28 protein-coding genes are annotated in these 26,464 nt (G+C 72.5%); 11 read left to right on the forward strand and 17 right to left on the reverse strand.

The window, feature by feature from the left end; all coding sequences use genetic code 11:
* From ACCP09_RS38260 to srlA, 8 genes are all read right to left on the reverse strand, one after another.
* Positions 1-364: lipoyl domain-containing protein (locus tag ACCP09_RS38260; protein ID WP_433753882.1), on the reverse strand; the 364-nt coding region annotated here is incomplete at its 3' end.
* Positions 364-1,368, reverse strand: coding sequence for an alpha-ketoacid dehydrogenase subunit beta (locus ACCP09_RS38265; RefSeq protein WP_433753884.1), 1,005 nt, complete (start codon positions 1,366-1,368; stop codon positions 364-366). The genes ACCP09_RS38260 and ACCP09_RS38265, both read right to left, overlap by 1 nt.
* Positions 1,365-2,327, reverse strand: a complete 963-nt coding sequence (locus tag ACCP09_RS38270) for a thiamine pyrophosphate-dependent dehydrogenase E1 component subunit alpha (RefSeq protein WP_433753886.1) — start codon at positions 2,325-2,327, stop codon at positions 1,365-1,367. The genes ACCP09_RS38265 and ACCP09_RS38270 overlap by 4 nt, the downstream gene beginning before the upstream one ends.
* 11 nt (positions 2,328-2,338) lie before the next feature.
* Positions 2,339-3,640 carry an NAD(P)H-dependent oxidoreductase gene (locus ACCP09_RS38275; protein WP_027931031.1) on the reverse strand — a complete coding sequence of 434 codons (1,302 nt, stop codon included), beginning with the start codon at positions 3,638-3,640 and terminating at the stop codon, positions 2,339-2,341.
* 178 nt (positions 3,641-3,818) lie between these two features.
* On the reverse strand, positions 3,819-4,208 hold the full coding sequence (locus ACCP09_RS38280; protein ID WP_378333226.1) for a transcriptional regulator GutM: 390 nt from the start codon (positions 4,206-4,208) through the stop codon (positions 3,819-3,821).
* Positions 4,205-4,582, reverse strand: a complete 378-nt coding sequence (locus ACCP09_RS38285) for a PTS glucitol/sorbitol transporter subunit IIA (RefSeq protein WP_017981696.1) — start codon at positions 4,580-4,582, stop codon at positions 4,205-4,207. The genes ACCP09_RS38280 and ACCP09_RS38285 overlap by 4 nt, the downstream gene beginning before the upstream one ends.
* 10 nt (positions 4,583-4,592) lie before the next feature.
* The gene (gene srlE, locus ACCP09_RS38290; protein ID WP_027931029.1) at positions 4,593-5,618 is read right to left on the reverse strand and encodes a PTS glucitol/sorbitol transporter subunit IIB; all 1,026 of its coding nucleotides are present in this window, start codon (positions 5,616-5,618) and stop codon (positions 4,593-4,595) included.
* Complete coding sequence (gene srlA, locus ACCP09_RS38295; protein WP_223843126.1) at positions 5,615-6,250, reverse strand: PTS glucitol/sorbitol transporter subunit IIC; 636 nt, start codon at positions 6,248-6,250, stop codon at positions 5,615-5,617. Before srlA ends, srlE begins: the two co-directional genes overlap by 4 nt.
* A gap of 127 nt (positions 6,251-6,377) precedes the next feature.
* Between srlA and ACCP09_RS38300 the strand changes: the two genes are divergently transcribed.
* Genes ACCP09_RS38300 through ptsP form a run of 3 tightly spaced genes read left to right on the forward strand, consistent with a single transcriptional unit; the run spans position 6,378 to position 9,205 of the window.
* Positions 6,378-6,641: an HPr family phosphocarrier protein gene (locus tag ACCP09_RS38300; protein ID WP_027931028.1), complete on the forward strand. Its 264-nt coding sequence runs from the start codon at positions 6,378-6,380 to the stop codon at positions 6,639-6,641.
* Complete coding sequence (locus ACCP09_RS38305) at positions 6,641-7,582, forward strand: sugar-binding transcriptional regulator (RefSeq protein ID WP_027931027.1); 942 nt, start codon at positions 6,641-6,643, stop codon at positions 7,580-7,582. Before ACCP09_RS38300 ends, ACCP09_RS38305 begins: the two co-directional genes overlap by 1 nt.
* A gap of 12 nt (positions 7,583-7,594) precedes the next feature.
* Positions 7,595-9,205 carry a phosphoenolpyruvate--protein phosphotransferase gene (ptsP, locus tag ACCP09_RS38310; protein ID WP_433753890.1) on the forward strand — a complete coding sequence of 537 codons (1,611 nt, stop codon included), beginning with the start codon at positions 7,595-7,597 and terminating at the stop codon, positions 9,203-9,205.
* A gap of 131 nt (positions 9,206-9,336) precedes the next feature.
* On the opposite strand, the gene ACCP09_RS38315 is transcribed toward ptsP, so the two are convergent.
* Both ACCP09_RS38315 and ACCP09_RS38320 read right to left on the reverse strand, forming a co-directional pair.
* Positions 9,337-10,812, reverse strand: coding sequence for a glutamate--cysteine ligase (locus tag ACCP09_RS38315; RefSeq protein WP_433753892.1), 1,476 nt, complete (start codon positions 10,810-10,812; stop codon positions 9,337-9,339).
* Positions 10,813-10,933: 121 nt separating this feature from the next.
* Positions 10,934-11,326: a hypothetical protein gene (locus tag ACCP09_RS38320; RefSeq protein WP_027931023.1), complete on the reverse strand. Its 393-nt coding sequence runs from the start codon at positions 11,324-11,326 to the stop codon at positions 10,934-10,936.
* A gap of 245 nt (positions 11,327-11,571) precedes the next feature.
* Between ACCP09_RS38320 and ACCP09_RS38325 the strand changes: the two genes are divergently transcribed.
* Together ACCP09_RS38325 and ACCP09_RS38330 are read left to right on the forward strand one after the other, a co-directional pair.
* Positions 11,572-12,816: a molybdopterin-dependent oxidoreductase gene (locus ACCP09_RS38325; RefSeq protein WP_433753894.1), complete on the forward strand. Its 1,245-nt coding sequence runs from the start codon at positions 11,572-11,574 to the stop codon at positions 12,814-12,816.
* Entirely contained in the window at positions 12,813-13,229 is a 417-nt protein-coding gene (locus tag ACCP09_RS38330) for a hypothetical protein (RefSeq protein ID WP_231960578.1), read from the forward strand. The genes ACCP09_RS38325 and ACCP09_RS38330 overlap by 4 nt, the downstream gene beginning before the upstream one ends.
* On the opposite strand, the gene ACCP09_RS38335 is transcribed toward ACCP09_RS38330, so the two are convergent.
* From ACCP09_RS38335 to ACCP09_RS38345, 3 genes are read right to left on the reverse strand one after another with little or no spacing between them, the layout of a single operon-like run.
* Positions 13,213-13,821 (reverse strand): class I SAM-dependent methyltransferase, encoded by a 609-nt coding sequence (locus ACCP09_RS38335; protein WP_027931020.1) that lies wholly within the window; start codon positions 13,819-13,821, stop codon positions 13,213-13,215. The genes ACCP09_RS38330 and ACCP09_RS38335 overlap by 17 nt on opposite strands.
* Positions 13,818-14,480 (reverse strand): TIGR04282 family arsenosugar biosynthesis glycosyltransferase, encoded by a 663-nt coding sequence (locus ACCP09_RS38340; protein WP_433753897.1) that lies wholly within the window; start codon positions 14,478-14,480, stop codon positions 13,818-13,820. Before ACCP09_RS38340 ends, ACCP09_RS38335 begins: the two co-directional genes overlap by 4 nt.
* The gene (locus ACCP09_RS38345; RefSeq protein WP_433753899.1) at positions 14,477-15,118 is read right to left on the reverse strand and encodes a glycosyltransferase family 2 protein; all 642 of its coding nucleotides are present in this window, start codon (positions 15,116-15,118) and stop codon (positions 14,477-14,479) included. The genes ACCP09_RS38340 and ACCP09_RS38345 overlap by 4 nt, the downstream gene beginning before the upstream one ends.
* Before the next feature lie 166 nt (positions 15,119-15,284).
* Here ACCP09_RS38345 and ACCP09_RS38350 point away from each other — a divergent pair, with 166 nt between their 5' ends.
* Genes ACCP09_RS38350 through ACCP09_RS38360 form a run of 3 tightly spaced genes read left to right on the forward strand, consistent with a single transcriptional unit; the run spans position 15,285 to position 18,386 of the window.
* Positions 15,285-16,637: a hypothetical protein gene (locus ACCP09_RS38350; protein ID WP_433753901.1), complete on the forward strand. Its 1,353-nt coding sequence runs from the start codon at positions 15,285-15,287 to the stop codon at positions 16,635-16,637.
* A 34-nt stretch (positions 16,638-16,671) separates the two neighbouring features.
* Positions 16,672-17,343 carry a response regulator transcription factor gene (locus tag ACCP09_RS38355; protein WP_433753918.1) on the forward strand — a complete coding sequence of 224 codons (672 nt, stop codon included), beginning with the start codon at positions 16,672-16,674 and terminating at the stop codon, positions 17,341-17,343.
* Positions 17,340-18,386 (forward strand): sensor histidine kinase, encoded by a 1,047-nt coding sequence (locus ACCP09_RS38360; protein WP_433753902.1) that lies wholly within the window; start codon positions 17,340-17,342, stop codon positions 18,384-18,386. The genes ACCP09_RS38355 and ACCP09_RS38360 overlap by 4 nt, the downstream gene beginning before the upstream one ends.
* A 3-nt stretch (positions 18,387-18,389) precedes the next feature.
* Here the strand turns inward: ACCP09_RS38360 and ACCP09_RS38365 are convergent, their stop codons facing one another.
* A complete protein-coding gene (locus ACCP09_RS38365) occupies positions 18,390-19,439 on the reverse strand; it encodes an NAD-dependent epimerase/dehydratase family protein (RefSeq protein WP_433753904.1) in 1,050 nt (349 codons plus the stop codon).
* A 315-nt stretch (positions 19,440-19,754) separates the two neighbouring features.
* On the reverse strand, positions 19,755-21,374 hold the full coding sequence (locus tag ACCP09_RS38370; protein ID WP_433753906.1) for an FAD-binding oxidoreductase: 1,620 nt from the start codon (positions 21,372-21,374) through the stop codon (positions 19,755-19,757).
* 142 nt (positions 21,375-21,516) lie between these two features.
* Here ACCP09_RS38370 and ACCP09_RS38375 point away from each other — a divergent pair, with 142 nt between their 5' ends.
* Both ACCP09_RS38375 and ACCP09_RS38380 read left to right on the forward strand, forming a co-directional pair.
* Positions 21,517-22,215, forward strand: coding sequence for a response regulator transcription factor (locus ACCP09_RS38375; RefSeq protein ID WP_433753908.1), 699 nt, complete (start codon positions 21,517-21,519; stop codon positions 22,213-22,215).
* On the forward strand, positions 22,212-23,006 hold the full coding sequence (locus ACCP09_RS38380; RefSeq protein ID WP_433753910.1) for a sensor histidine kinase: 795 nt from the start codon (positions 22,212-22,214) through the stop codon (positions 23,004-23,006). Before ACCP09_RS38375 ends, ACCP09_RS38380 begins: the two co-directional genes overlap by 4 nt.
* A gap of 6 nt (positions 23,007-23,012) precedes the next feature.
* Here ACCP09_RS38380 and ACCP09_RS38385 read toward each other — a convergent pair whose 3' ends face one another.
* Complete coding sequence (locus tag ACCP09_RS38385; RefSeq protein WP_433753912.1) at positions 23,013-24,446, reverse strand: carboxylesterase/lipase family protein; 1,434 nt, start codon at positions 24,444-24,446, stop codon at positions 23,013-23,015.
* A gap of 26 nt (positions 24,447-24,472) precedes the next feature.
* Positions 24,473-25,390, reverse strand: a complete 918-nt coding sequence (locus ACCP09_RS38390) for an MBL fold metallo-hydrolase (RefSeq protein WP_433753914.1) — start codon at positions 25,388-25,390, stop codon at positions 24,473-24,475.
* Between the two features lie 102 nt (positions 25,391-25,492).
* Here ACCP09_RS38390 and ACCP09_RS38395 point away from each other — a divergent pair, with 102 nt between their 5' ends.
* Positions 25,493-26,383, forward strand: a complete 891-nt coding sequence (locus ACCP09_RS38395) for a helix-turn-helix domain-containing protein (protein WP_433753916.1) — start codon at positions 25,493-25,495, stop codon at positions 26,381-26,383.
* The last annotated feature ends 81 nt before the right edge of the window (positions 26,384-26,464 follow it).

Below are 26,464 nucleotides of genomic sequence, written 5' to 3' on the forward strand. Positions count from 1 at the left end.
GTTGGGCCGCAGCCGGCGCCGGCGCCGCGGGCACGGGCTCGGGTTCCCGCTCCCGCTCCCGCTCCGGCTGCGGCGCAGGCTCCGGTGCGGGACCGTCGAACAGGCCCGCCAGCAGGTCCTCGGCCAAGGTGGTCAGGTAGGCGATCGGCTCGCCGACGGCGACCACGTCGTCCGGCTGCGCGACGATCCGGGCGAGGGTGCCGTCGGCGGGCGCCTCGACCTCCATGTCGACTTTGTCGGTGGCCACCTCGCACACGACCTCGCCCGCGCGGACCTCGTCCCCTTCGGACTTGTGCCAGGTCACCAGCGTGCCCTCGGTCATGGTCATCGACATCTTCGGCATGACCAGCGGCGCTTCCTGCATCACCACCTCCGCACCAGGTCCGCGGCTGCCCGCACGATGTCGCCGGCCTGCGGCACCGCGGCCCGCTCCAGTTGCGGCGCGTACGGGATCGGCACGTCGAGCCCGCACAGCCGGGCGATCGGCGCGCGCAGGTGCCCGAACGCGGGCGACTCGCCGATGGTCGCGGCGATCTCGGCCATGAACCCGGCCGTCTTCGGCGCTTCCTGCACCAGCAACGCGCGCCCGGTGCGGATCACGTCGTCCACGATCGGCTGCGCGTCGAGCGGTTTGAGCGTGCGCGGGTCGATCACCGACACGTCGATGCCGTCCGCGGCCAGCTGTTCCGCCGCCTCCAACGCACGCGACACCATCACGCCGGTCGCCACGATGGTCAGGTCGGCCCCGGTCCGGCGCACGGCCGCCTCACCGAGCCGGGCGGGCGTGGCCGCCTCGGGCACCGGGCCGCTCTGCTTGTAGAGCAGCTTGTGCTCCAGCACGATCACCGGGTTCGGATCCTCGATCGCCGCGAGCAGCAGGGTTTTCGCGTCGGCCGGGGTGGCCGGCATGACCACCTTCAGCCCGGGCACGTGCGCGAACCACGCCTCCAGGCTCTGCGAGTGCTGCGCGGCGGCGCCGGTGCCGGAGCCGGTGGGCGCGCGCAGCACCATCGGCACGGTCGCCGCGCCGCCCAGCATGAAGTGGATCTTCGCGGCCTGGTTGACGATCTGGTCCATGGCCTGCGCGGTGAAGTCGGAGAACTGGATCTCCACCACCGGCCGCATCCCGGCGAGCGCGGCCCCCACCGCCGCGCCCACGATGCCCAGCTCGCTGATCGGGGTGTCCCGGATCCGTTCCTCGCCGAAGCGATGCACCAGGTCGCCGGTGACGCCGAAGGCGCCGCCGTACGTGCCGACGTCCTCGCCGAGCAGGAACACCCGCTCGTCGGCGGTCATCGCCTGGGCCAGCGCCTCGCGCACGGCCTCCGCGTAGGTGAGGGTGCGGGTCTGTTCCGTCACCGCGGTCATTTCGCGTACACCGCCTCGGTCAGCGACTCCGCCGAGGCGTCCGGCGCGGCGTTGGCGGCGCGGATCGCCGCCCGCACGCGCTCGCGGGCTTCGTCCCGGCAGGCCTGGATCTCCTGGTCTCCCAGCGTGTTCGCCACCCGTTGCTCGAACCGGGCGATCGGGTCGCGTTCCCGCCACTGCTCGATCTCTTCGCGGGTGCGGTAGAGGTTCTTGTCGCTCTTGGAGTGGCCCTTCCAGCGGTAGGTCATGGCTTCGACTAGCGTCGGGCCCTCGCCCGTGCGGGCTCGCGCCACCGCGTCGGCCACCGCGTCGTGCACCGCCTGCGGGTCGTTGCCGTCGACCGTCACGCCGGGAATTCCGTAGGCGGCGGCGCGTTCGGACAGCTGTTTGACCCGGAACGCGCGGCTCACCGACATCGACATCCCGTAGTGGTTGTTCTCGCACACGAACACCACCGGCAGGTCCCAGATCGCGGCCAGGTTGACGCCTTCGTGCCAGGCGCCTTCGTTGACCGCGCCGTCGCCGAAGAAGCTGACCACGACCTCCTGCCCGCCGCGCATCCGCACCGCCAGCCCCGCGCCCGCGGCGATCGGCACGCCGCCCGCGACGATGCCGTTCGCGCCGAGGTTGCCCGTCGCCACGTCGGCGATGTGCATCGACCCGCCCCGGCCACGGCAGTAGCCGGTCTCCTTCGCCAGCAGCTCGGCCATCATCTCGTCCAGCCGCGCGCCCTTGGCGATGCAGTGCCCGTGACCGCGGTGGGTGGAGGTGATGTAGTCCCCTTCGGACAGTGCCAGGCAGGCGCCCACCGGCACCGCTTCCTGCCCGATCGACAGGTGCATGGTGCCGTGCATGAGCCCGCGCGCGAACAGGTCGTCCACCGCTTCCTCGAAGCGCCGGATCGTCCACATGGTGAGCAGCGCCTCGCGGGCCGGTCCGGCGTCGCCGATCAGATCCATCGTCGTCCCCTTCACGCCGGAACCAGGTCCCGCACCGGCTCGCCCTGCAGGAGCCGGTCCTGCAGGCGCCGCAGGGACGCGATCGTGGTGGTCTCGTCGACGGCGACGTCCGCGGCGGTCAGCACCGTGCCGGCGGGCACGTCACGCAGTACGCGGGCGCCGCTGACCAGGCCGAGCGGCACGTGGCCGCCCGCGCGGGCCGCCTCGGCGGAGTCGGTGACGCCGTAGACGGTCTCGCCGCCGATGCCGTCGACCAGTTCGCCCTTCGCCAGGTCCCGCTTCGCCACCGCCAGCACCTCCGCGTTCCACGCGACCGGCGCGAGGCTGGGGGTGCGGTCGAGCACGGCCTGTGCGACGGACAGCGGCGCTTCGACGCTCGCCAGGTGGTAGGGCCGGTAGAAGGTGTAGTACGGGCCGGGACCCATGCCCAGGTAGGCCATTTCCTCGACGACCACCGGGTCGTCGCTGTGGCCGACGACGAACACGCCCGGCGCGACCGGCCCCGTGCAGTAGTCGACCACGCCGGGCTCCGGCAGCTGACCGCCGTCGGCCGCGGGGCGGAAGATCCGGTTCAGATCGTCCACAGTGGAGTACGGGCCGGTCATGCCGCGGCGGCTCACCTGCAGGCCGGCGCCGTTGGCGAGGGCGGCCATCTCGATCATGGTCTTCGAGCCGTCCACGAAGCTGGCGAGCATGTGCGGGTTCATGCCCTTCGCGGCGGCCTCCGCCGCGACCGAATCCGGCGTGGCTGCCGGGTCGAGCGGGTTGTTCTTGCCCTTCCCGGCGCACACGACCGCGAAACCGATGTCGCGGACGTAGTCGACGAGCGCCTTGCACTCCACGGGTTCGTCGCCGCGGCACACCGTGTAGACGCGGCCGAGTCCAGCGGCCACCTTCGACAGCAGGAGGCCGACCGTGACGTCGCATTCCACGTTGAGCAGCGCGATGTCCTTGCCCGCCAGCAGCCCGGCGAACGCGACCCGGGCGCCGACCTCGGGCACGCCGCTGGCGTCCACGATCACGTCGACCGGCAGGCGGGTCAGCGCCAGCGCGTCGTCCACCACGACCGCCTGGCCCAGTTCCACCGCGGCCGCCAGGTCCCCGTCGGTCCGGACGTCCGCGCGCCCGGCCCGCTCGAAGGCCCGCACCCCGCGCTCCGGGGCGATGTCGGCGATCGCGGCGACCTCCATGCCGTCGATCCGGGCGGCCTGCACGACGAAACCCAGCCCCATCTGGCCGGCGCCCACCAGTCCGATGCGGACCGGACGGCCCACTTCGCGTTCGCGGGCTCGCAGCCGATCGGCGTAGCTCATCTCGACACCTTCCCCGTCTGCACAAATGTGCACGTCATATGCACTTCAGTGATTTCTTGGTACCACGCAGGCGATAACCAGCACAACCCTTCACCTTGTCTGCACATTTGTGCACAACGAGGAACGGAAAACGGGGCCGGCTCCCGTTAGGAAGCCGGCCCCGTTCCGCGCCGGGAATTCAGGCGGCCGCGCGTTGTCCCGCGGTCAGCCGGGACACCATCGTCAGCGCGTCGGCGGCGGCCTTGGCCACGGCCTTCGACGGCGCCCGCTCGGTGAGCGTGCCGAGCGGCCCGGTCAGCTCCGGGCGTTCCCGGAACCGGGCGAACACCGACGCGCCCTCCATGGCCAGTGCCCTGGTGACCGCGTTCCGCCGCCGGTCGACCACCAGCAGCACCACCGCGCCACGCAGCTTGCCCTTGGCCCGCCCGGTCACCAGCAGCACGCCGCCGCGGTTCTCCTCCGCCGCGACCTGGTTGACCACCCGCGCGTACCGCAGGTGCTGCCGGTAGCTGAAGTAGCCGGCCACCACGAACCCGGCGACCAGGATCGCGGCGGCCTGCCAGGTCACGTCGTGCTCCCGCCGCTGAGCGTCAGCGTCGCCCCGGCGGCAGGCAGCGACACCGTTCCCCGGCCGTGCACCGCGCCGGGCAGCAGCGTGGTGCCCTCGTCCGGGTTGAGGTAGACCACGATGTGCCCCAGCGTCTGCAGGTTCTCGTGGGCGCGCTCGCCGACCGCGGTCAGTTCGATTTCCGCGTCGCCGAGCCGGAAGATGTCGCCGACGCGCACCTCCCGTTCCGGCTTCGCGGCGGGGGAATGCACGACGCTGACGCTTTCCAGCGCGTCCGGGATCGGGTCGGCGTAGAGGATCACCACCCCGCCGTCCACCATGTCCTGCGCCTCCTCACCGGCCCGCAGGATCGTGCTCTCGTAGTACACCGTCATCGTCGACACCTCACAGTCCGAAGCTCGCGCCCCAGGCGATGATGACCGCCAGCGGCGCCGTGATCAACCGGCTGATCAGCACCGCTGGGGTGCCGACCGCGACGGTCTCGGGTTTCGCCTCGCCCAGCGCGAGGCCGACCGGGATGAAGTCGCAGCCGACCTGCCCGTTGATCGCGAACAACGTCGGCAGCGCGTACTGCACGGGCAGCGCGCCGATCGCGATCTGGCTGCCCATCAGCGTGCCGACCACCTGCGCGATCGCCGCGCCCGGCCCGAGGATGGGGGACAGGAACGGCAGCGACACCACGAGCGAGATCACGACCAGCCCGAGCGGGTTGCTCGCGATCGGCGACAGCACGTTCGCGATCCCGCGCGCGATCCCGGTGTAGTTCACGATGCCCAGCAGCAGGCTGACGTAGGCCATGAACGGCAGGATCGTGGTGAGCGTCAGCTCGACGGTCTGCCTGCCCGAGGCCAGCATCGTGTTCACGAACGAGCCGACGCCCGAGCCGAACTTCACGAACACCCCGGACACCGAGTCGAACGCGCGCCCGAACCCCGTGGACTGCCCGCCGGTGACCGTCGCCGCGACGTCCCGGGCCGACGGGCGTTCCTCCCGCGGCGGCACCTTCGGCGGCGCGGTGCCCGTCTCGCTGTCCGCCGCGGTCACTTCCTTGACGCCGACGGCGGAGACGAACAGCTCCTCGGTGATGAACTTCGCCAGCGGCCCGCCCGGCGCGCCGGGGTAGACGTCCACAGTGGGCAGTCCCTTGCGCGGGTAGACGCCGATCCGGGCGGTGCCACCGCAGTTGATCACCGCGGCGACCACCTCGTCGTCCGGCACCGAGGTGTGGAACCCGTCCACCGCCTCGGCGCCGGTGAGCTCGGCGATCCGCGCGGCCACCGGGTGGATGCCGCCGCCGGTCACGGACAGGACCTTGTCGCGCTTGCCGTCGACCCGCAGCAGCAGGCCCTTGCCCCAGCCGCCTTCGCCGGGGCGGACGAACACCGCGCGGGTGGTGTGGGTTTCGGTCATTTCGCACCCGCCTTGGCCGCCTCGAACTGCCGGTCGAAATCCGCGAACACCTCGGTCCGCCCGGTCCGCTTGATCATGAACGCGGTGATCCGCTCGGTGACCACGCCGCGGATGAAGATCACCACGATGCCGACCAGGAAGTACCGCAGCGCCAGCGGCACCGTCGACTGCCCGAGCTGGGCCACGCCGTTGGCCACGCCCAGCCAGACGAACAGCTCGCCGGCGTTGGCGTAGGGGAAGAACGTCGTCACCGGGTGCACGAACGACACGGCGGAGTCGTAGAACGCCGGCTTGTGCCGCTCCGGCAGGAACCGGCCGAACGAGTAGGCCATCGGGTTGGTCAGCATGAGCACCGCCAGGACCGGCATGATCGTGTAGCGGGTGATCCACCACCGCGCCGACCACCGGACGGCTCTGGTGACGCGCTGCTCGCCGATGAACGTCGTGATCGCGTACATCGCGGTCAGCAGGACGATCAGGGTGGGCAGAATGCCGGTCACCAGGCTCACGAACTGCTCGCCGGAGGCGTTGAACAGCCCGATGAAGTGGCTGCCGAGCCACTCGAGGACACCGAGGGGACCGGAACTGGACCCGGTGTCCGCCTGCTGCGCCATTACAGCAAGCTCCTCCATATTTTCCTCCTTGTCGGCCCCCTGAACAAACGCGTCTGCACATAAGTGCAAAGCTTCTTCACGTTTGACAGTGATGTGTGTAACATGCCGGTCCAGCGGGTCACAACCCCCAACGCGAAGGAGCGACATGCCTGAGATCAAAGTCCGGATCGCCTCGCCGGTCGGCCTGCACGCCCGCCCCGCGAGCCAGTTCGTCAAGGCCGCGGCCCGGCACGGCGGACCGGTCTCGATCGCGCGGCCGGGCGCCGAACCCGTCGACGCCCGCAGCATGCTTTCGGTGCTGGGCCTGGCGATCGGGCACGGCGAGGAGGTCGTGATCACCGCCGAAGGGGACAACGCCGACGCGACGCTCGCCGAGCTGTCCCGGCTGGTGTCCACCGCGGACGCCTGATGCCACCGCCCCGCGAACAGCAGCTGCTCGTCAAGGCGGCGCGCCTGTACTACGAGGAAGGCCGGTCGCAGCACCAGATCGCGGAGACGCTGGGCGTGAGCCGCTCCAGCGTGTCCCGGATGCTGACCGCGGCGCGGGAACGCGGCATCGTGCAGATCCGCATCAACGACCCGGCCGGGCGGGACCTGGACCTCGAAGGCGAGCTCGCGGCGCGGTTCGGGTTGCGCGACTGCCGGGTCGCGGAGAACGCCGCGGGGGAGCGCCCGTTGCCGCGCGTCGGTGAGCTCGGCGCCCGGTGGCTGCTGGAGAACGTCCACTCCGGACAGCGGGTCGGGGTGTCGTGGGGGCGCAGCCTGCAGGCGGTCGTGCAGCACGTGCCCGAGGAAAGCGCGCTCGACGTCGAGGTGCTGCCGCTCGTCGGCGGCCTGTCGTCGGTGGAATCGGCGATCAGCGGCGAGGAGCTGGTCCGCGACCTGGCCGCGCGACTCGGCGGCCGGTTCCAGCTGCTGCACGCACCCGCGTTGTTGACTTCCCGCGCGGGACGGGACATCCTGCTCGCCGAACCGTCCATCCGGGACGCTCTGGACCGGGCGCGCAAGGTGCACGTCGCGGTCGTCGGCATCGGCAGCGTCGGGGTCGGGTCCTCGGCGGCCCTGCTCACGGCCATGGAGCTGACGCCGGAGGAGCGCGCGGAGTTCGAGGGTCACCACCCGGTGGGTGACTTCTGCGCGCGGTTCTTCGACGCCGACGGGCGTCCGGTACCGGGGCCGGTCGACGACCGGGTGATCAGCACGACGTTCGCCGACCTGGCCGGCATCCCCACGGTGGCGGGTGTCGCGGCCGGGGCGGAGAAGGCGCGCGGCACGCTGGGCGCGCTGCGCACCGGTGTCCTCGACGTCCTGATCTGCGACCAGTCGCTGGCCGGCGCCCTGCTCGACTGAAAGGTGTTGCGCATGCTGGGAACGAGGTTGTCCGGGGTCGCGGTGAGCCCGGGACGCGCGAGTGGTCCCGTGGTGCGGGTGGCCGAGCCGCTGGGCGAACCCCCGCGCACCCCGGCGCCCGCCGACTCGGCCGCCGACGCGGCGCGGATCGCGCCGGCCGCGGCGGCCGTCGCCCGGCGCCTGGAGGACCTCGCCGCCACCGCGGCGGGCGAGGCGGCGGACATCCTGTTCACCACCGCGGCGATGGCGAACGACCCCGGGCTGGTCGCCGAGGCCGAGCGGCTGGTCACGGTCGAAGGCGTGCCCGCGCCGCGCGCGGTGCACGAGGCCGCGGACGGGTTCGCCCGCTCGCTGGCCGCCGCGGGCGGGTACCTCGCCGAGCGCGTGCGGGACATCCAGGACGTGCGGGACCGCATCGTCGCCGAACTGCTCGGCGTCGAGCCGCCCGGGGTGCCGGAACTGGCGTCGCCGAGCGTGCTGGTCGCCCGTGATCTCGCGCCCGCCGACACCGCGGGGCTCGATCCGGCGAAGGTGCTGGCGCTGGTGACCGAGCAGGGCGGGCCGACCAGCCACACCGCGATCCTGGCGCGGGCGCTGGGAATCCCCGCTGTCGTCGCGGTGCGGGGGTTGCTGGCCTGTGGGGCCGAGGCGCTCGTCGTGGACGGCGACACCGGCGTGGTCGAGCCGGCGGACCCGCGCGGGCCGGTGGTGGTCGCGGACCGGCGGGCGGCGGTGGAGTGGAACGGCGTGGGCGCGACGGCGGACGGGCGCCGGGTCCGGATCCTCGGCAACGTCGGTTCGGTGGCGGACGCGCGGGCGGCCGCCGAGGCCGGCGCCGAGGGGATCGGGTTGTTCCGCACGGAGTTCTGCTACCTGGACGCGCCGTCCGAGCCGTCCGTGTCCGAGCAGCGTGCGGCGTATGCGGCCGTGCTCGCACCGTTCGCCGGGAAGCCGGTGGTGGTGCGGACACTGGACGCGGGGGCGGACAAGCCGCTGGCGTTCCTGGCGCCGGAGCCGGAGCCGAACCCCGCGCTGGGGGTGCGGGGCGTGCGGGTCGCGTTCGCCCGTCCGGAGGTGCTGGACCGCCAGCTCGAAGCGATCGCCGCCGCGGCCGCCGAGTCGGGTGCGGAGGTGTCGGTGATGGCGCCGATGGTGGCGACCGCCGCGGAGGCGGCGTGGTTCGCGGAGCGGGCGCGGGCCGCCGGGATCGCCCGGGCCGGGGTGATGATCGAGGTGCCCGCGGCGGCGCTGGCCGCGCGCGAGATCCTGGAGGCGGTGGATTTCGTGTCCGTGGGCACCAACGACCTCGCGCAGTACACGTTCGCCGCGGACCGTCAGCTCGGCGCGGTGGCCGCGTTGAACGACCCGTGGCAGCCGGCGCTGCTCCGGTTGATAGCCCTGATCGGCGAAGCGGCGCGGGATGCCGGCAAGCCGGCGGGCGTGTGCGGGGAGGCGGCGGCGGACCCGCGCCTGGCCCGCGTGCTGACCGGCCTCGGGATGACGAGCCTGTCGATGACTGCGGCCGCCATCCGCCCGGTCGGAGCCACCCTGGCAACGGCGACGTTCACCGACTGCGAGGCGGAGGCTCGCCGCGCGGTGGAGACGTTCGGGTCGAGCACCTGATCCGTCCGGCGGGGATCGGGCAATGTCCCGCGCCGTGCGCGCGAGCCTCTTCTCCAGTGCTCAGGAAGTCCCGCAACGGCTCCGGCTGTTGGAGGAACCTCGTCGCGGCTAGCTCGAAGCCGCCAGGACCCTTAATCCGGCCAGCTGTGCACCGGCTCGTTCGTGTGCATGTGCTCCCGGTACTCGCCGACCAGGGTGCGCAGCGTGTCGAACCTGTCCAGGCCCGTCGTGTCGAACAGGCGGCGGAACCGTCGTTGCTGCCAGCTCGCGCCGGTGGTGCCGGTCAGGCACCGCTGCTCGATCACGCCCAGCAGCCGGTCGCGTTCACCGGCGTCGACGTCCCACTTCCGCAGCCCCTCGTCGGCCATGGGCAGCAGCCGCCGCAGCACCAGTTCCGCCACCGGGACCGTGCCCAGCCCCGGCCAGTAGATCGAGGCGTCGATGCCGTTGCGCGCGCAGGTGTGGAAGTTCTCCTCCGCCGCGCTGAACGACATCCGGGTCCAAATCGGACGCTCGTCCTCGGCCAGGGTGCGGACGAGTCCGAAGTAGAACGCGCCGTTGGCCATGGTGTCGATGACCGTCGGACCGGCGGGCAGGACCCGGTTCTCCACCCGGAGGTGAGCGCGGTCGCGGGTGACCGCGTAGATCGGCCGGTTCCAGCGGTAGATCGTGCCGTTGTGCAGCCGCAGCTCCTGCAGCGACGGCGTGTCGCCCCGGTCGAGCACCTCGAACGGGTCCTCCTCGGAGCAGATCGGCAGCAACGCGGAGAAGTACCGGGCGTTCTCCTCGAACAGGTCGAAGATCGAGGTGATCCACCGCTCGCCGAACCACACCCGCGGCCGCACGCCCTGTGCCTTCAGCTCCTCGCGTCGGGTGTCGGTGGCCTGCTCGAACAGCGCGATGCGCGTCTCGGCCCACAGGTGCTTGCCGAGCAGGAACGGCGAGTTCGCACCGACCGCGACCTGCACCCCGGCGATCGCCTGCGCGGCGTTCCAGTAGGCAGGGAACTGAGCGGGACTCACCTGCAGGTGGAACTGGGTGCTCGTGCACGCCGCCTCGGGCACGATCGTGTCGCACGTGGCCCGCAGGCGTTCGACGCCGTCGATGGCGATGTGCAGGTCCTCGCCCCGTTCGGCCAGGATCTGGTCGTTGAGCAGCTCGTACCGCGGGTTCAGCGACAGCGACGCGCCGGTCAGGTGGTCCTGGCGCAGGGTGGGCAGGATGCCGACCATGATCAGGTGCGCGCCGATGCGGTTGGCGTTCGCCTCCGCGGCGTTCAGGCTGGCGCGCACGTCGTCCTCGAACGTCTTCGCGCCGTCGCCGTTGAGCCGGCGGGGCGAGACGTTGATCTCGAGGTTCCACTGGCCCAGCTCGGTCTGGAAGTCCGGGTCGGCGATGGCCTCCAGCGTCCTGGCGTTGCACATCGTCGGCTCGCCGCGCTCGTCGACCAGGTTGAGCTCGATCTCCAGCCCGGTCATCGGCCGCTCGAACTCGAAGTGCGACTCCCGCAGCATGCGCGCGAACGCCTCCAGGCACCGCCGCAACCGCGCCCGGTACCTCGTGCGGTCGGCCCTCGTGAAGGTGTGCTGCCCGACTTCCTCGCCCATGCGCCCCTCCGGATCCCGACATTGTCCCACCGAACGACCGGCGGCACAGCGGACACGAGGAGTGACGGGGTGGACCGCGAGCGGCGTTACCGCTCGCGGCCCCGGAGATCCGGCGAGTGCGTCAGTTGTCGTTGTACCACTGCGCGGTGCGCTGGTAGGCGTAGGGCGTGCCGTCCTTGTGCAGGTAGACGCGGAAGTTGATGTAGGCGTTCTCCGGCAGGTTGTGCCCGGCCTCGCTGGCGTCCGCGAGGTCGCAGTTGCCGCTGCCGCCCGCGCTGAGCGTGTAGGAGCCGCCGTTCCAGTACACGTCGAGGCCCACGGCCCAGCCGTCCGCCTCCATGTCGCAGGCGTAGACGTAGTCACCGTGCTCGGTGAACCAGGCGACGCCGCCCGGGTCGCCGTCGGCGGTCCAGACCTCGTGGTCGATGGCGGCGGCTTCGGGGGCGAACAGCAGCGTGGACACGGCGAGGGCGCCTGCGGTGGCGAGCCCGGCGAGTTTGCGTGAGTGTTTCATCGCACCTTCGTATTCGCTGGCAACAGCGGCCACCATGAGGCGGCCTGAATCGGAAGGATCTTCGCATTCGTCGCGTGCGTGGCGACGACGTTCCGCTGACACGGACCGCGCCGCTTCCCCGTCCGGCAGCCCGCGGTGTGCGGTTCCGGTGCGGGTCCGGTACGGGCGGCCGCGGATCTTACGAGAGTCTCAACGGACAACTGGGAACGGCCGGACGGCGCGGGCACGGACCTAGCATCGCCTGCGTGACAACGCCACCGCCGCGCGTGTTGCGGCGCATCCGGTTCCGCAGTCCGCTGCGCGGCCCCTGGCTCACCTCCGTCCTCGGCGTGGTGCTGCTGGCCTGCCTGCCGCTCGTGATCGTCACCGGCCTGCTGGACTACGCCGCCTACGGGCCGGGACAGGGAATTCCCGCGGACGTCGGGTGGCTGCGCCTGCCTGCGTTCGACTGGCCGACGCGCCCGGCGTGGTTGTTCCAGCTGACGCAGGGCCTGCACGTCGGCCTGGCGCTGGTGCTCGCGCCGGTCGTGCTGGCCAAGCTGTGGTCGGTCATCCCGAAGCTGTTCGCCTGGCCACCGGTCCGCTCGCTCACCCACGCGCTGGAACGGATCTCGCTGCTGCTCCTGGTCGGCAGCACCCTGTTCGAGTTCGCCACCGGGATCCTCAACATCCAGTACGACTACGTCTTCGGGTTCAGCTTCTACACCGGGCACTACATCGGCGCGTGGGTCTTCCTCGCCTCGTTCGTCACGCACGTCGCGCTCAAACTCCCCACCACGGTGCGCGCGCTGCGGTCCCGCTCCCTGCGCCGCGAACTGGCCACCTCGCGCGAAGACACCGTGCCCGAGCCGCCCGACGACACCGGGCTCGTCGCCACCGACCCCGCGCCCCCGAGCCTGAGCCGGCGCGGGCTGCTCGGCACAGTCGGCGGCGGAGCCCTGCTCGTCGGCCTCCTCACCGCGGGACAGTCCACCGGAGGCCCGTTGCGGGACCTGGCACTGCTCCTGCCACGCGGCAGGCAACCGGGGGAGGGTTTCCCGGTCAACCGGACCGCCGCCGCGGCCGGGATCACCGCCGAGAGCACCGGCGCGAGCTGGCGGCTCACCGTCACCGGCGGGCACGAGCTCGTCCTCACCCGCGACGACCTGCTCGCCCTGCCCCAGCACACCGTGCGGCTGCCCATCGCCTGCGTCGAGGGTTGGTCGACCGTACAGACCTGGACCGGGGTGCGGCTGCGCGACCTGGCCGCGCTCGCCGGAATCCCAGACCCCGCCTCGGCGTCGGTGACCTCGCTCGAACGGGGACCGTTCGCCCAGGCGACCCTCAACCCCGGCCAGGCCACCGATCCCGACTCGCTGCTCGCGCTGCGGGTCAACGGCGAGGACCTCAACCCCGACCACGGCTTCCCCGCCCGCGTCATCGTCCCCGCCCTGCCCGGCGTGCACTGCACGAAATGGGTGCGCTCGATCGCCTTCCGGAGCGCCCGGTGAAACGGCTCATCGCCCTGCTCGCGGGCCTCGCGCTCGCGGCCTACGCCGGCTCCTTCCTGCTGGGCGAGCCGGATCTGCCGACGATGCTGGCCTGGTTCGCCGGCGCCGCCGTCGTGCACGACCTCGTCCTGTTCCCGCTCTGTGCACTCGTCGGATGGGCACTGTCCGGACGAGCACTGGCGCGGCTGCCCGTCCGGATCGTCAACCACATCCGCCTGCCCCTGCTCGGCGCCGGGCTGACCTTCCTGCTGTTCCTGCCCGGCATCATCCGCCAGGGCGAGGCCACCCACCTCGCCGCCACCGGACTGGACCAGCAGCCCTACCTCGGCCGCTGGCTGTGGCTGGTCCTGGCGATGTTCGCGGTCTCCGGACTCGTCTACGGGGTGCGCCTGATCCTCAGCCGCCGCGCCTGAGCTCGGCGAAGTGCCGCCCGCCGTGCGCCGCCGTCCAGGACACCGCCAGTGCGGCGGCCGCGGCGACGCCGGCCAGCGCGTCGGCGCCCAGCCAGGCCCACGGGAACCACGGGCTGCCGTCGACCCGCACGCGTTCCCGCCGGACCGCCGCGCCGGGCGGGTCCAGTTCGACGAGCGCCCGGCCGCCGGGCCCGAGCAGCTCGAACACGCGCCGCAGCAACGCCACCGGGTCGCCGCCGATGCCGATGTTGCCGTCCGCCAGCAGAGCGTGCCGCCACCGGCCGGCCCCGGGCACGCGGTCGAACACGTCCCGCCGCAACGCCACCCCGCCCCGGCGGCGGGTCAGGCGGACCGCGGTGCCGGACACGTCGATGCCCAGCGACGGGACACCCCGCCGCGCGAGCGCCGCCGTCAGACGACCGGGACCGCACCCGATGTCCAGGGTCGGACCCCAGCAGCGGCCGAGCAGCAGCTCGTCGGCGGTGCCGGGATCGCGCACCCAGCGCTGGGCGGGCAGCTCGATCCGGCTGCCGTCGGCGAGTTCCAGACGGCAGTGCCCGCCCAGGAGAGCACTGTCGAAATGCCCGCTCACCGCGTCACCGCCGCCACCGCGGCCGGAAACCGGCCGCGGCACAGCGAAGCCACCGCGCGCGCGTCCGCCATCGTGTCCACATCGGACAACTCGCCGAGTTCGCGCGGCACCGCGCCACGCCGGGACAGGGCCGCGTGTGTGCGGTCGCCGGTGTCCGATCGCGACATGGGCACGTCCGCCAGCACGCGGGCGGCCGCCGGGTCCCGCAGGCCCAGGGCCCACCAGCCGCCGTCGGGCGCGCGGCCCAGCACCGCCTGGTGCGCGGCGAGGTCCGCGGCCGCCGCCGCGAGCAGCTCCGGACGGACCTGCGGGGTGTCCATGCCGATCTGCAGCACCGGCAGGCCGGGGTGCCGGGCGGCGGTGTCGGCGTGCGCGTTCGCCAGCCGCTCCCCGAAGGGCCCGCCGCGCTGATCCAGGACTGTCGTCCGCGTCAGTGCCCGCCGGATCTCCGCCGACCGCGCGGCGGTGGCGAAATCCCCGGTCACGGCGACGACGGGCACCGCCCCTGGGGTCGCGGCGACCGCATCGAGCGTGTCCAGCAACGCGGCGGCGGCGATCTCGGCGGCCTGGTCCGGCGACGCGGGCGGGCACAGCCGGGTTTTCGCGAACCCGGGCACCGGCGCCTTGGCGACCACCAGCAGGCAGAACCGGGCGGTCATCCGAGCAGCACCCGCGCCATGTCGCGGACCGCGCCCACGGTCCCGCGCACCGAACCCGACACCTTCGACCGGCCCGCGGACCGGGGCCGGTAGACCACGTCGCACTCGCGCACCACCCACCCGGCGCGGCCCGCCCGGATCAGCAGTTCCAGCGGGTAGCCGGACGCGCGGTCGGTCACGCCGAGCCCGAGGAGCGCCTCCCGGCGGGTCACGCGGACCGGCGCGATGTCGTGCACCGGCACGCCCTGCAGCCGCAGCAGCGCCGACAACACGGCGTTGGCCGCGCGGGCGTGCCAGGGCCACGCGCCGGGAACCGGCCGCCGCCGTCCGGCCGCCAGGTCCGCCTCGCCACGCTCCACCACGCCGGCGAGCGCGGTCAGCGCGGCGGGGTCGAGCGAGCCGTCGGCGTCCAGGACGGCGACGAGGTCGCTGGTCGCGTGCTCCAGGCCGGTGTGCACGGCCGCGCCATAGCCGCGGCGCGGTTCGCTGACCACCTTGGCGCCCGCGGCGGCGGCGACCTCGGCCGAACCGTCGGTCGAGCCGTTGTCGACCACGATCGCCCGGCAGCCAGGCGGCAGCGCCGACAGCACGCCGGGCAGGGAACCGGACTCGTCGAGACAGGGCAGGATCACATCCACGACACCGGACGGTATGTCCACGGTGGAGAGTTGAGAACCGTTGCGGCCCTTACCGAATCATGACGCCTTGACAATTCTTACCGACTCCTGACGGATCCGCGCGAGCGCCGCTGTCGGCGCGGCCGGCGGGTTACGGTGCGCGAAGTCGGCGCGGAAGGGGACACGAGTGCGGGTGGACGTCGTGCGGGCGCCGGAGCGCAGCGGCCGCCGGGCGGACCTGGTGACCGTGGTGTGCGCGGGCGCGCTGGTCGCGGTGGCCGTCGCGGTCGGCGCCTACCTCAACCGGCCCGGTTCCGGGGTCACCCTCCTCGCACCGGCCGCGCCGCTGTTCGGGGTCTGGCTGCCGCACGCCGGCCCGGGCACGGTGCTCGCCGTCATGGTGGCGTTCGCGGTGGTCGCCTGGGGGCCGTCGCTCGCGCGGACGACGGCGTGGCGGCCGCTGCTGGCCGGGTCCTACCTCGCGGCGCTGGCCTGGACGTTCGCGCTCGCGCTCGTCGATGGCTGGCAACGCGGCCTCACCGGGCGCCTGACCAACCCCAACGAGTACCTGCGCGAGGTGCCCGGCATCCACGACATCCCGGCCATGCTGCGCGGGTTCACTGCCCGGATCCTCGACTTCCAGCCGGACTCGTGGACCACCCACGTGTCCGGGCACCCGCCGGGCGCGACCCTGGTGTTCGTGTGGCTCGACCGCCTCGGCCTGTCCGGCGGGGGATGGGCCGCCGTGGTGTGCGTACTCGCCGGATGCCTGGCCGTGCCCGCGGTGGCGGTGACGTTGTCCGCGCTGGGCCGGGCCGATGCGGCGCGCGCGACGCTGCCGTTCCTGGTGCTCTTCCCGGGCGCGGTGTGGATCGGCGCCTCCGCGGACGGGCTGTTCGCCGGGGTCACCGCCGTGGGCATCGCTCTGCTCGCGCACGCCACGCTGGCCTTCCGCACCGGCCGGCGCTCGGCGGTCCCGGCGGCCTTGTCCGGAGGTGTGGTGCTCGGGTTCGGGATCTTCCTGTCCTACGGGCTCGTCCTGCTCGGGACGGTCGCGCTCGCGGTGGCGGTCGCCGGGCGGAGCGTCGCCCGCGCGTTGCCGCTGGCGGTGGCCGGCGCGCTCGCCGTCACCGGTGTGTTCGCGCTGGCCGGGTTCTGGTGGCTCGACGGCTACCACCTCGTCGTCGAGCGGTACTACCAGGGCATCGCCGCCGAGCGGCCGTACGCCTACTGGGTGTGGGCGAACCTGGCGTGCCTGGTGATCGCGTCCGGGCCCGCGGTGATCGCCGGGGTGCGGCGCGCGGTGCTCGTCCGGCGGTGGCGCGATCCGGTGCTGCTGCTGGTCGCCGGGGCGGCGCTGGCCGTCGCGCTGGCGGACCTGTCCGGGTTGTCCAAGGCCGAGACCGAGCGGATCTGGCTACCATTCCTGGTGTGGCTGGTGCCCGCGGTGTCGCTGCTGCCGGGCCGGCGCCGGGTCTGGCTGGCCGGCCAGGCCGTCACGGCGCTCGCGGTGAACCACCTCGTGCTGACGTACTGGTAGGGCGGACGTGACTGGAACAGGCCACATCCTCGTCGTGGACGACGACGAGACGGTGCGCGACGTCGTGCGGCGCTACCTCGAAGCGGGCGGCTTCACCGTCGAACTCGCCGGGAACGGCGACGAGGCGCTGCGCCGCTTCGCCGGGCGCGAACCCGACCTGGTCGTGCTCGACGTGATGATGCCCGGCATGAGCGGCCTCGAAGTCTGCCGGCGGATGCGGGAACGCACCGCGGTGCCGGTCGTCCTGCTCACCGCGCTCGGCGAGGAGGAGGACCGCATCGCCGGCCTGCGCCTGGGCGCCGACGACTACGTGACGAAACCGTTCAGCCCGCGCGAACTCGCGTTGCGGGTGATGTCGGTGCTGCGGCGGGCGCGGCTGCCCGCGCGCGAACCGGCGCCCGCCGTGCTCACCGACGGCGGCCTGCGGCTGCGGCTGAGCGCGCACCAGGCGACCCTCGACGGGCGGCCGCTGTCCCTGACCACCCGCGAGTTCGACCTGCTCGCGTTCTTCCTCGCCCAGCCCGGCACCGCGTTCTCCCGCGAGGAACTGCTGGAGAAGGTGTGGGGCTGGAACTTCGGCGACCAGTCCACCGTGACCGTCCACGTGCGCCGGTTGCGCGAGAAGATCGAGGACGACCCGGCCAGGCCCACGCGGATCGCGACGGTGTGGGGTGTCGGCTACCGCTACGACCCGGTGCGGCCATGATCGAACCGAGCGAACCGTGGCGGGACATGCTCCTGCACGCCTGGCACATCCTGCCGGTGGCGCTGCTGTTCGCCCTGCCGGTCGCGGTCGCCGGCGGGCTGGTCCTGTACGTCCTGCGGCGCCGCTCGCTCGCGACCACGCTGACAGTGCTCGTGCTGATCCCCGTGCTGTCGACGCTGACCGGCGTGCTCGGCGTCAGCGGCTTCATGTTCACCCCGGCGATGACCACGATGGTGCTGGTGTGCCTGCTCGTCGGACTGGTCACCGTGCCGGCCGCGATCGTGCTGGGCCGCACCATCGCGCGGCGCACGGTGTGGGAGCGCGAGGCGCGTGAGCGTGAGCGGACGGCCGAGGCCGCGCGGCGCGACCTGGTGGCGTGGATCAGCCACGACCTGCGCAGCCCGCTGGCCGGGATCCGGGCGATGGCCGAGGCGCTCGCCGACGGCATCGTCTCCGACCAGCGCGAGGTCGCCGGTTACGCGCAGCGCATCAGCGGCGAGAGCGAACGGCTCTCCGGCATGGTGACCGACCTGTTCGAGCTCTCCCGCATCACGGCGGGAGAGCTGCGGCTGTCGATGTCGGCGGTGCCGCTGCGGGACGTCGTGAGCGACGCGGTCGCCACGCAGGCGCCGATCGCGCGGCGGAAGCAGGTCTGCGTGCGCGCCGAGTCCGACTCGTGGCCGGTCGTGTTCGGCAGCGACCCGGAACTGGCGCGGATCGTGCAGAACCTGGTCTCCAACGCGATCCGGCACACGCCCCCGGACGGCACGGTGTCCGTGCGGGTGGCCGTCGAGGGCGGCGACGCGCTGCTCGCCGTGGACGACGGGTGTGGCGGCATCCCGGACGACGAGCTGGCCCGGGTGTTCGACGTCGCCTTCCGCGGCACGGCGGCCCGCACCCCGGACCCCTCCGGCGCGGCGGGCGCGGGACTGGGGCTGGCGATCACGAAGGGACTCGTGGAGGCGCATCACGGCCGGATCGGGGTGCGCAACCACGGCGCGGGCTGCCGGTTCGAGGTCCGCCTCCCGCTCGCCGCGCACTGATGCTCAGGCACGCAGCGGCGCGGCGGCGAAGGCCGCGATCCCCTCGGTGAAGGGGATCTTCGCGGTGAACCCCAGCAGTTCGCGGGCGCGGGCCGGATCGGCCACGACGTGCCGGACGTCGGCGGGTCGTGCACCCCCGGCCACCACCGGGGGCGGCCCGCCGAAGGCCAGGGCCAGTTCGGTGGCCAGGTCGCCGACGGTGTGCGGGGTGCCGGAGCAGACGTTGACCGGAGTCAGCTCGCCCGGCGCGCCCGGAGTGGTCAGTGCCCGGAGGTTCGCTTCGGCGACGTCCTCGACGTGCACGAAGTCCCGCCGCTGCCGCCCGTCCTCGAGGACGGTGGGAGCCTCACCGCGTTCCAGAGCGGAGCGGAACAGCGCCGCGACGCCGGCGTACGGGGTGTCGCGCGGCATCCGCGGCCCGTACACGTTGTGGTAGCGCAACGCCCACACGCTGCCCCCGGTCTGCCTCGCCCAGGCGGCGGCGAGGTGTTCCTGCGCGAGCTTCGTGGCCGCGTAGGTGCTGCGCGGCCGCAGCGGCGCGTCCTCCGGCACGAGGAGCGGTTCGAGGTCGGCGCCGCAGCGCGGGCAAGGCGGCTCGAACCGGCCGGCATCCAGCGCTGCCGGTGTGCGGGCGGCGGGGTCGACCAGGCCGTGGGCCGGGCACCGGTAGCGGCCTTCCCCGTAGACGACCATCGAGGAGGCCAGCACCAGCCGCCCGACCCCGGCGGTGTACATCTGGGCCAGCAGCACCGCCGTGCCGTAGTCGTTGTGCCACGCGTAGAGCGGAGCATCCGCCGGATCAAGCCCATGCCCCACGACGGCGGCCTGATGACACACCGCGTCCACCCCGTCCAGCAGATCACGCACCAGCCCGCCGTCCGTGAGAGTGCCCCGAACGAACCGATGCCCCGCGAGGTATGCCGGCACCGCGTCGCCGTCGTGCGCCTGGGGAAGGAGATCATCGAGCACCAGAACGTCATGCCCGTCGGCGGCCAGCAGATCAGCAACGCACGAGCCGATGAACCCAGCGCCCCCGGTGAGAAGAACCCGCATGGCGGCCACCCTATGGCCGCCCCACCCATCGCCCACCTGCCGCGACGCACTCGTCAGATTTCGGTAATGCCGGGATCGCCTCGCTGCTCCGCGAGCGATCACGGGCAGTGAGGCTGAACCCGGTAGGTTCGTGTCGGGAGGCTGAATGATGGACAACGCCGGCCGGCTGGCCGACGTGATGCGGCGGCCCGGCATGTACGGCATCGCTACTGTGGAGCACGCGATGATGTTCGTCGGCGGTTTCGACGCCGCGACGGAGCTCCCGGGAAGTTCTTTCCCCGGTTCGAGCCTCGTGGTTCGTAACCGGCGAGGGTCTCAGCCGGACACGGCCTGGTCCGGCAGCCTGACCGACATGGCGTGGTGGAACACGTCCCGCGGGTCCCAGCGTGCCTTGACCTGCTGGAGCTTCCGGTAGTTGTCCTTGTAGTACAACGTGTGCCAGGCGACTCCGGACCTGTTCCACTCCGGATCGGTGGTGTCGATGTCCGGGTAGTTGATGTAGGAGCCGTCGTTCGCGCTGTTGGGTACCGGCACACCGCCGGTGTCCTGGTACATCGCGCGGTACCAGCGCCGGATCCAGTCCAGGTTCGCCTGCTCGCCGTCCGGGTCGGTCCAGGTGACGGTGTAGATCGCCTTCATGATGCTGTCCCGCTGGGCCAGTGCGGTCGCGTCCGGCGCGACGGTGTTGACCCTGCCGCCGTAGGGCACCAGCAGCAGCACAGCCCGCTCGTTGCGGTGGTCCGTGCTCGTCAGGTAGCGGTAGGCGGTGCCGATCTGCGCATCCGTGAACCGCTTGCGCAGGTAGGCGGCTTTCGCCTTGAACATCCCGGATTCGTCTTCCTGGCTGAGCGATCCGGCCTTCACCGCCGCCAGCCACGGCAGCCGGTGCGGCGGCTCCACCGTGATCGTGCCCCGGACTCCCGCGGTGATCTCCTGGAGGTAGTCGCGCAGCAGCCGGTCCGCGTCGGGCAGGCTTCCGTCCATTGTGGCCACCATGATGAACGCGCCGGGGTCGGCGCCGGTGTTGCGCCGGGTGATCAGCATCGGGCTGAAGAGGCTGGCGTAGGGCGAGTCGGGCGCGCTGTGGCGCTCGTGCCATTCGCCGTAGTTGCGCAGCAGCCGGTGGAACGACTCCTCGGTGGTGTCCTGCCAGCGCCACCCGATCGTCGCGCCGAGGGTCACCGCGGGTGGTTTCGGCAGCAGGCGGGCGGGATCGTCACCGGTCGCGCCGGGCGAGCGCATCCAGTACCGCGTGACCACGCCGAAGTTCCCGCCGCCGCCTCCGGTGTGCGCCCACCACAGGTCCCGGTTCTCGTCGTCCTGCTCGCGGGTCGCGACCACCGCGCGTGCCCGCCCGGACCGGTCCACGACGACGACTTCGACCGCGTACAGGTAGTCCACGACCGAGCCGAGACTCCGGGACAGCGGGCCGTAACCGCCACCCTGGATGTGCCCGCCCGCGGCCACGCCGCCGCACTGGCCGCCGGGGATGGTGACGCCCCAGCCGAGGTAGAGCCGCTCGAACACCTCCCACAGGGTCGTGCCCGGCTCGATCATGAACGCGTTGCGCCGCCGGTCGAACGTGACCTGCCGCATCGCGGACAGGTCGATGATCACCTCCGCGCCGTCGCCGACGAAGTTCTCGTAGCAGTGCCCACCACTTCGCACGGTCACCCGCTTGCCCTCGCGCGTCGCGTCCGCCACCGCCCGCACGACCTGCTCGGTAGTCGTGGGCAAGCGGAAGGAACCGGGACGCGGGAAGAACCGCTCGCTCGTCCGGCGCAACACGAGGTCTTCGTAGCGGGGATCACCCGGCTTGATCGTGACCGGTTCCGGCGCCTGACCGAGCGGAATCCCGTCCGCCTTCGCCGGTCCGACCAGTGCCGCACCGCCCAGTGCCGCCGTGCCGGCGAGAAATCCACGACGTGTTGGCATTTCCGTTCTCCCCACTGATTTTCCGCTGTCCTGAGAGGAACGTTAGGGCCGGCAGGGCCGGTCGAACCACAGGTACGGACCAACCGTCAGGAAACCCTCAGCCGTCCGTCAGGTTCGCGGCAGCCCAGCCGGACGTGGTGTGATGGGCAACGTGGACAAGGTTCTCGTGGTGGACGACGACCCGGGCTTGCGCGAGCTGCTGTTGTCCGCGCTGCGGTTCGCCGGGTTCGAGGTCGAGGCGGCCGGTGACGTGCCGGCCGCGCTGGCCGCGATCGAGGCGCGCGCACCGGACGCGATCGTGCTGGATGTGATGCTGCCTGGCACAAACGGGTTCGACCTGCTGCAGCTGCTGCGCTCGCGAGGTGTCGACGTGCCGGTGATGTTCCTGACCGCCCGCGACGGGCTGGACGACCGGGTGCGGGGGCTGCGCATGGGCGGCGACGACTACCTCACCAAGCCGTTCGACGTGGTGGAGGTCGCCGTGCGGCTGGAGGCGCTGTTGCGGCGCGCCCGCCGCGTGCCGTCCGCGGTGCCGGAGGGGGTGTTGTCCTGCGGCGACCTGGAGATGGACGAAACGAGGCACGTGGTGACCAGGGGCGGGCGCCCGGTCGAGCTGTCGCCCACCGAATTCCGGCTGCTGCGTTACCTGATGGTCAATTCCGGGCGGGTGGTGTCCAAGGCGCAGATCCTGGAACGCGTCTGGCAGTACGACTTCGGCGGCGACGCGGGCGTGGTCGAGCGGTTCGTCTCGAACCTGCGCCGCAAGATCGACTTCGGCGGCCCGTCGCTGATCCGCACCGTGCGGGGCTTCGGGTACAGCCTGCGTGCGGAGCAGCGGTGAACTGGCGCTCCCGGTGGCGGCCCGCCCTCGTCGCGCTGGTCGCAGGCCCGCGCGCCGCCGTGCTCAGTGCCAGGCTGCAGAAGGCGTACGACGCCCAGCAGCGGGCGCAGGACCGGCTGCGGACCTTCGTCGCGGACGCCAGCCACGAACTGCGCACGCCGCTGACGACCATGCATGGCTGGATCGACCTGTACGTCCAGGGCGGGCTGCGCGATCGCGACGAGCTCGACCACGCCATGGCGCGGATGCAGGCCGAGGTGGGCCGGATGCGGCTGCTCGTCGACGAGCTGGCGCTGCTGGCCCGGCTCGACGCGGCCCAGCCGCTCAACCGCACGCCGGTGGACGTGGTCACGCTGGCCCGCGAGGTGGTGGACGACGCCCGGATCGTCAGCGGCGACCGGAAGATCACCCTGGACGGAGCGGCGGAAGCGGTCGTCGACGGCGACGGCCCGCGCATCCAGCAGGTGCTGCGCAACCTCGTCGGCAACGCGGTGCAGCACACCCGGCCCGGCACGCCGGTCACCGTCACGGTCAGTTCCCGCGACCGCGACGTGCTGGTCGCGGTGCGGGACGAGGGCGACGGGATCGCGCCGGAGCACCTGCCGCACGTGTTCGAGCGCTTCTACCGAGCCGACCCGAGCCGCAGCCGCGACGGCGGCGGCTCGTCCGGACTGGGCCTGGCCATCGTCGAGGGAATCGTGACCGCACACGGCGGCACGGTCGACGTCACCTCGACGCCTGGGCAGGGCACCACGGTCCGGGTCACCTTCCCCGTCGACAGCTCCGCCTGAACCCGTTCACCGCAGGGTGCCGAGCGCCTCCGCGACAGGTCGTCGCGGATCGTACGCGGCCCAGCCCGGGTCCCCGGTCCGGGCGAAGGAGACCCAGGCCCCGTGCACCCGGGCGGCGAGGCCGTCCGGGACGGGGTCCGGGCCGAGCAGGCCGGTGTCACCGTGCAGCCACGGCTCGTCGGCGATGTCGAAGACGAACGGCAATTCGACGGTGTGGGCGGCGCCGAGCCGTCCATTCAGGGCGGTCGAGCGGTACCCGAACGAGTAGACGTGGGTGCGGCCGCCCGAAAGCCGCGCATGGGCATGCGCCAAGCGTTGCGTCCCGGTCCCGAACAGGGCCTGTCCGAGCACTGCCGAGCGCAGTTCGCCCGGGGTCGCCTCCGGTAGCGCGGCGAGCGCAGCCTCCGGGTGCGGGTGCACTTGCGCGGCGAGGGCGCGCACGTCCGCCTCCGTGGTGGTCTCCAGAGTGCCCTGCGGCACGAGGTAGAGGTGGCCTTCTTCGGTGTTGGTGCCGATGAGCAGGTCGACGTCACGGGCCGGGCCGTCGGCGAGAGCGTCGGCGGGCTGGACCGCGCGGACGACGCTGAACGGGCTGAGGCCGGCCAGCGGGTCCGTGGCGGTGCTGGTGCGCAGGTCGAGTCCGGTCAACGCGGGCAGGACCGCCACGAAACGCTCGTCCGGGATCGCGGCGAACGCCTCGGCGGTAGGTTCGGCACCCAGCGCGGCAGCCGCCGCGGTGGTGACGCGTCGCGCCTGTTCCGGGGTGAAGGCGCCGGTTCCGCTGCCGCTCTGCATGATCGCCCGCCGGAAGAGGCCGCCCGCCTCCGGCGTCGCGAGCAGCGTTCCGACGAGCGTGGCGCCCGCGGACTGGCCGCAGATCGTGACGTTGTCCGGGTCGCCACCGAATGCCGCAATGGTGGCGTGGACCCAGCCGAGCGCGGCGAGCACGTCGAGCAGCCCGCGGTTGGCCGGAGCGCCGTCCAGGTCGAGGAACCCGGGGATGCCGAGGCGGTAGTTCACCGTCACGAGCACGATGCCGTCGCGGGCGAACGCGCGGCCGTCGTAGAGCGCGGCGCGGGTCGAGCCGGTGACGAATCCGCCGCCGTGCACGAAGACCAGGACGGGGCGCCTGCCGCCGTCCGCGGCGGGGGTGCGGACGTCGACGGTCAGGTACTCCTCGCCCCGGATCCAGCCCGGACCGAAGTACGGGGTCATGTCGAGCTTGCCGAAGTCGCGGGCGGGTTGGGGCGCGGTGGGCGAAGGCCGCGTGCCGTCGCGGACGCCCGGCCAGCCCGGGTGTGGCTCGGGCGCGGCGAACCGGCGGGCGCCGATCGGGGCCGCCGCGTAGGGGATGGCGCGGTAGAACTCACCGGAGTCGTCGCGGACGCCGCGCACGGCGCCCGCCGGGGTTTCCACCACCGGATCCGCGTTGCAGGTCACGGAAAAGACTTCCTTTCCAGGCGGGGTCAGGAGATGCGGGAGAAGGCCGCCCACTCCTTGATCGCGAACTTCGATCCGTCGCGCTCGACCACGGCGGCGCCCGCGCCGGCGAAGTGCGCGGGGAACACGAGCGCGTTGGTCTCGGCGGCGTGGCCGAGCAGCTTGTGCCGGGTGGCGCGGGATTCGGCGGGGTCCTCACAGAAGCAGGAGTTGGTGTCCGGCTCCGGGATCTGCAGTGGGGTGTGCATCAGATCCCCGACGAACAGGGCCCGGTCGCCGCCGGACTCGAGGACGAGCACGGACGAGCCGGGGGTGTGCCCGGGGGCGAGATCGAGCCTCAGGTTCTTGTCGATCCGGTACGAGCCGTCCCACAGCCGGGTCAGGCCGGCCTGGTGCACCGGCGTGACGCTGTCCTCGAAGACGTTCTGGTTCCCCCGGCCGAACACGGTCTCGTTCTCGTTGGCGGGATTCCAGAAGTCGAAGTCCCGCTTCGGCAGCAGGTACGTGGCGTTGGGGAAGGTCGGCACCCAGGCGCGGCCGTCGAGCCGGGTGTTCCAGCCCACGTGGTCGATGTGCAGATGGGTGTTGACGACGATGTCGACGTCCTCGGGCCGCACCCCGGCGGCGGCGAGGTTGTCGAGGTAGCTCGTGTGCAGCCGGCTCCAGACCGGGGCGTACGGCCGGTCCTTGTGGTTGCCCACACCGGTGTCGACGAGGATCGTGCGCCCCTCGCTGCGCAGCAGCCAGGACTGGATCGCCGACCGGCACTGGCCGGTGCCGGGGTCCCAGAAGTCGGGCGCCAGCCAGTCGCGGTGCTCGTCCCACGCGCCGTCCGGACTGTCCGGGAAGAACTCGTCCGGCCTCATCCCGACCGAACCGTAGAACTCCTTGACGCGGGTGACGGTGACCTCGCCCAGTGTGATCTGTTCGGGGTTGTGCTCCATGGCACCGAGTCTGGGAACGCGGGCGGGTGCGAACCACTCCCGCGTTGTCCTACCCCTCGCAGGGTGTGGCTGGGCGCCGGCCGTGCACCGGATACTGGGCGCATGGACGGACCTGGCCCACTCGGTGATTTCCTGCAGGCCCGAAGGGCGTTGCTGCGCCCGGAGGACGTCGGCCTGCGCGACGTCGGCCCCCGCAGGCGGGTGGCCGGGCTGCGGCGGGAGGAACTGGCCCAGCTGGCGGGGGTCAGCGTGTCGTACTACACCAGGCTGGAACAGGGCTTGTCCCGCGGGGCCTCGGCCGAAGTGCTCGACGCGATCGCTCGCGCCCTGCGGCTCGACGACCACGAGCGCGAGCACCTCCTCCGGCTCGCCGAGGCCGCCCGCCGCGCCCCCCGTGCGCGCCGCCCCCGGCCCGAGAAGCTCGCCGACGAGACGCGGGACCTGCTGCGCGCCGTGGACGGCGTCCCGGCGCTGGTGCTCGGCAGGCGAACCGACGTGCTGGCATGGAACGCGCTCGGGCACAGTCTGCTGGCCGGCCACCTGGACTTCCACAGCCCGGACGACCCGGCGCGGCGGCCGAACATGACCCGGATGCTGTTCCTCGACCCGCACTGCCGGGAGCTGTACACCGACTGGAAGCGCAAGGCCCGCGCGGTGGTCGGGAACCTGCGGATCGCCGTCGGCAAGCACCCGCAGGACCCGCTGCTCGCGGAGCTGATCGGCGAACTGACCATGCGGAGCCCGGAGTTCGTCGCGCTGTGGGGCGACCACCGCGTGGCACCGTGTGACGCCGCGTCTTACGAACTGCACCACCCCGTCGTCGGTACCGTGATCGTGACCCAGCAGACGCTGTCGATCGCCCGTTCGCCGGACCAGGTGCTCATCGTGTGCACGACACCTGCCGGCTCCCCGTCCGAAGAGGCGCTCACACTCCTGAGCCAGACGAGCAGCGACGCGCCCACCCTCGCTGCGGCGCGCCTACCACTGGGATAGACCTCGACGCGGATCTACGGCCGGACCAGTCGTTGCGCACCTGCGAGCTGTTCCCACGCCTCACCGGTCAGGGGAGAAGGT

Source organism: Amycolatopsis sp. 3B14 (genome assembly GCF_050958625.1).
Lineage (GTDB): Bacteria > Actinomycetota > Actinomycetes > Mycobacteriales > Pseudonocardiaceae > Amycolatopsis_E > Amycolatopsis_E thermoflava.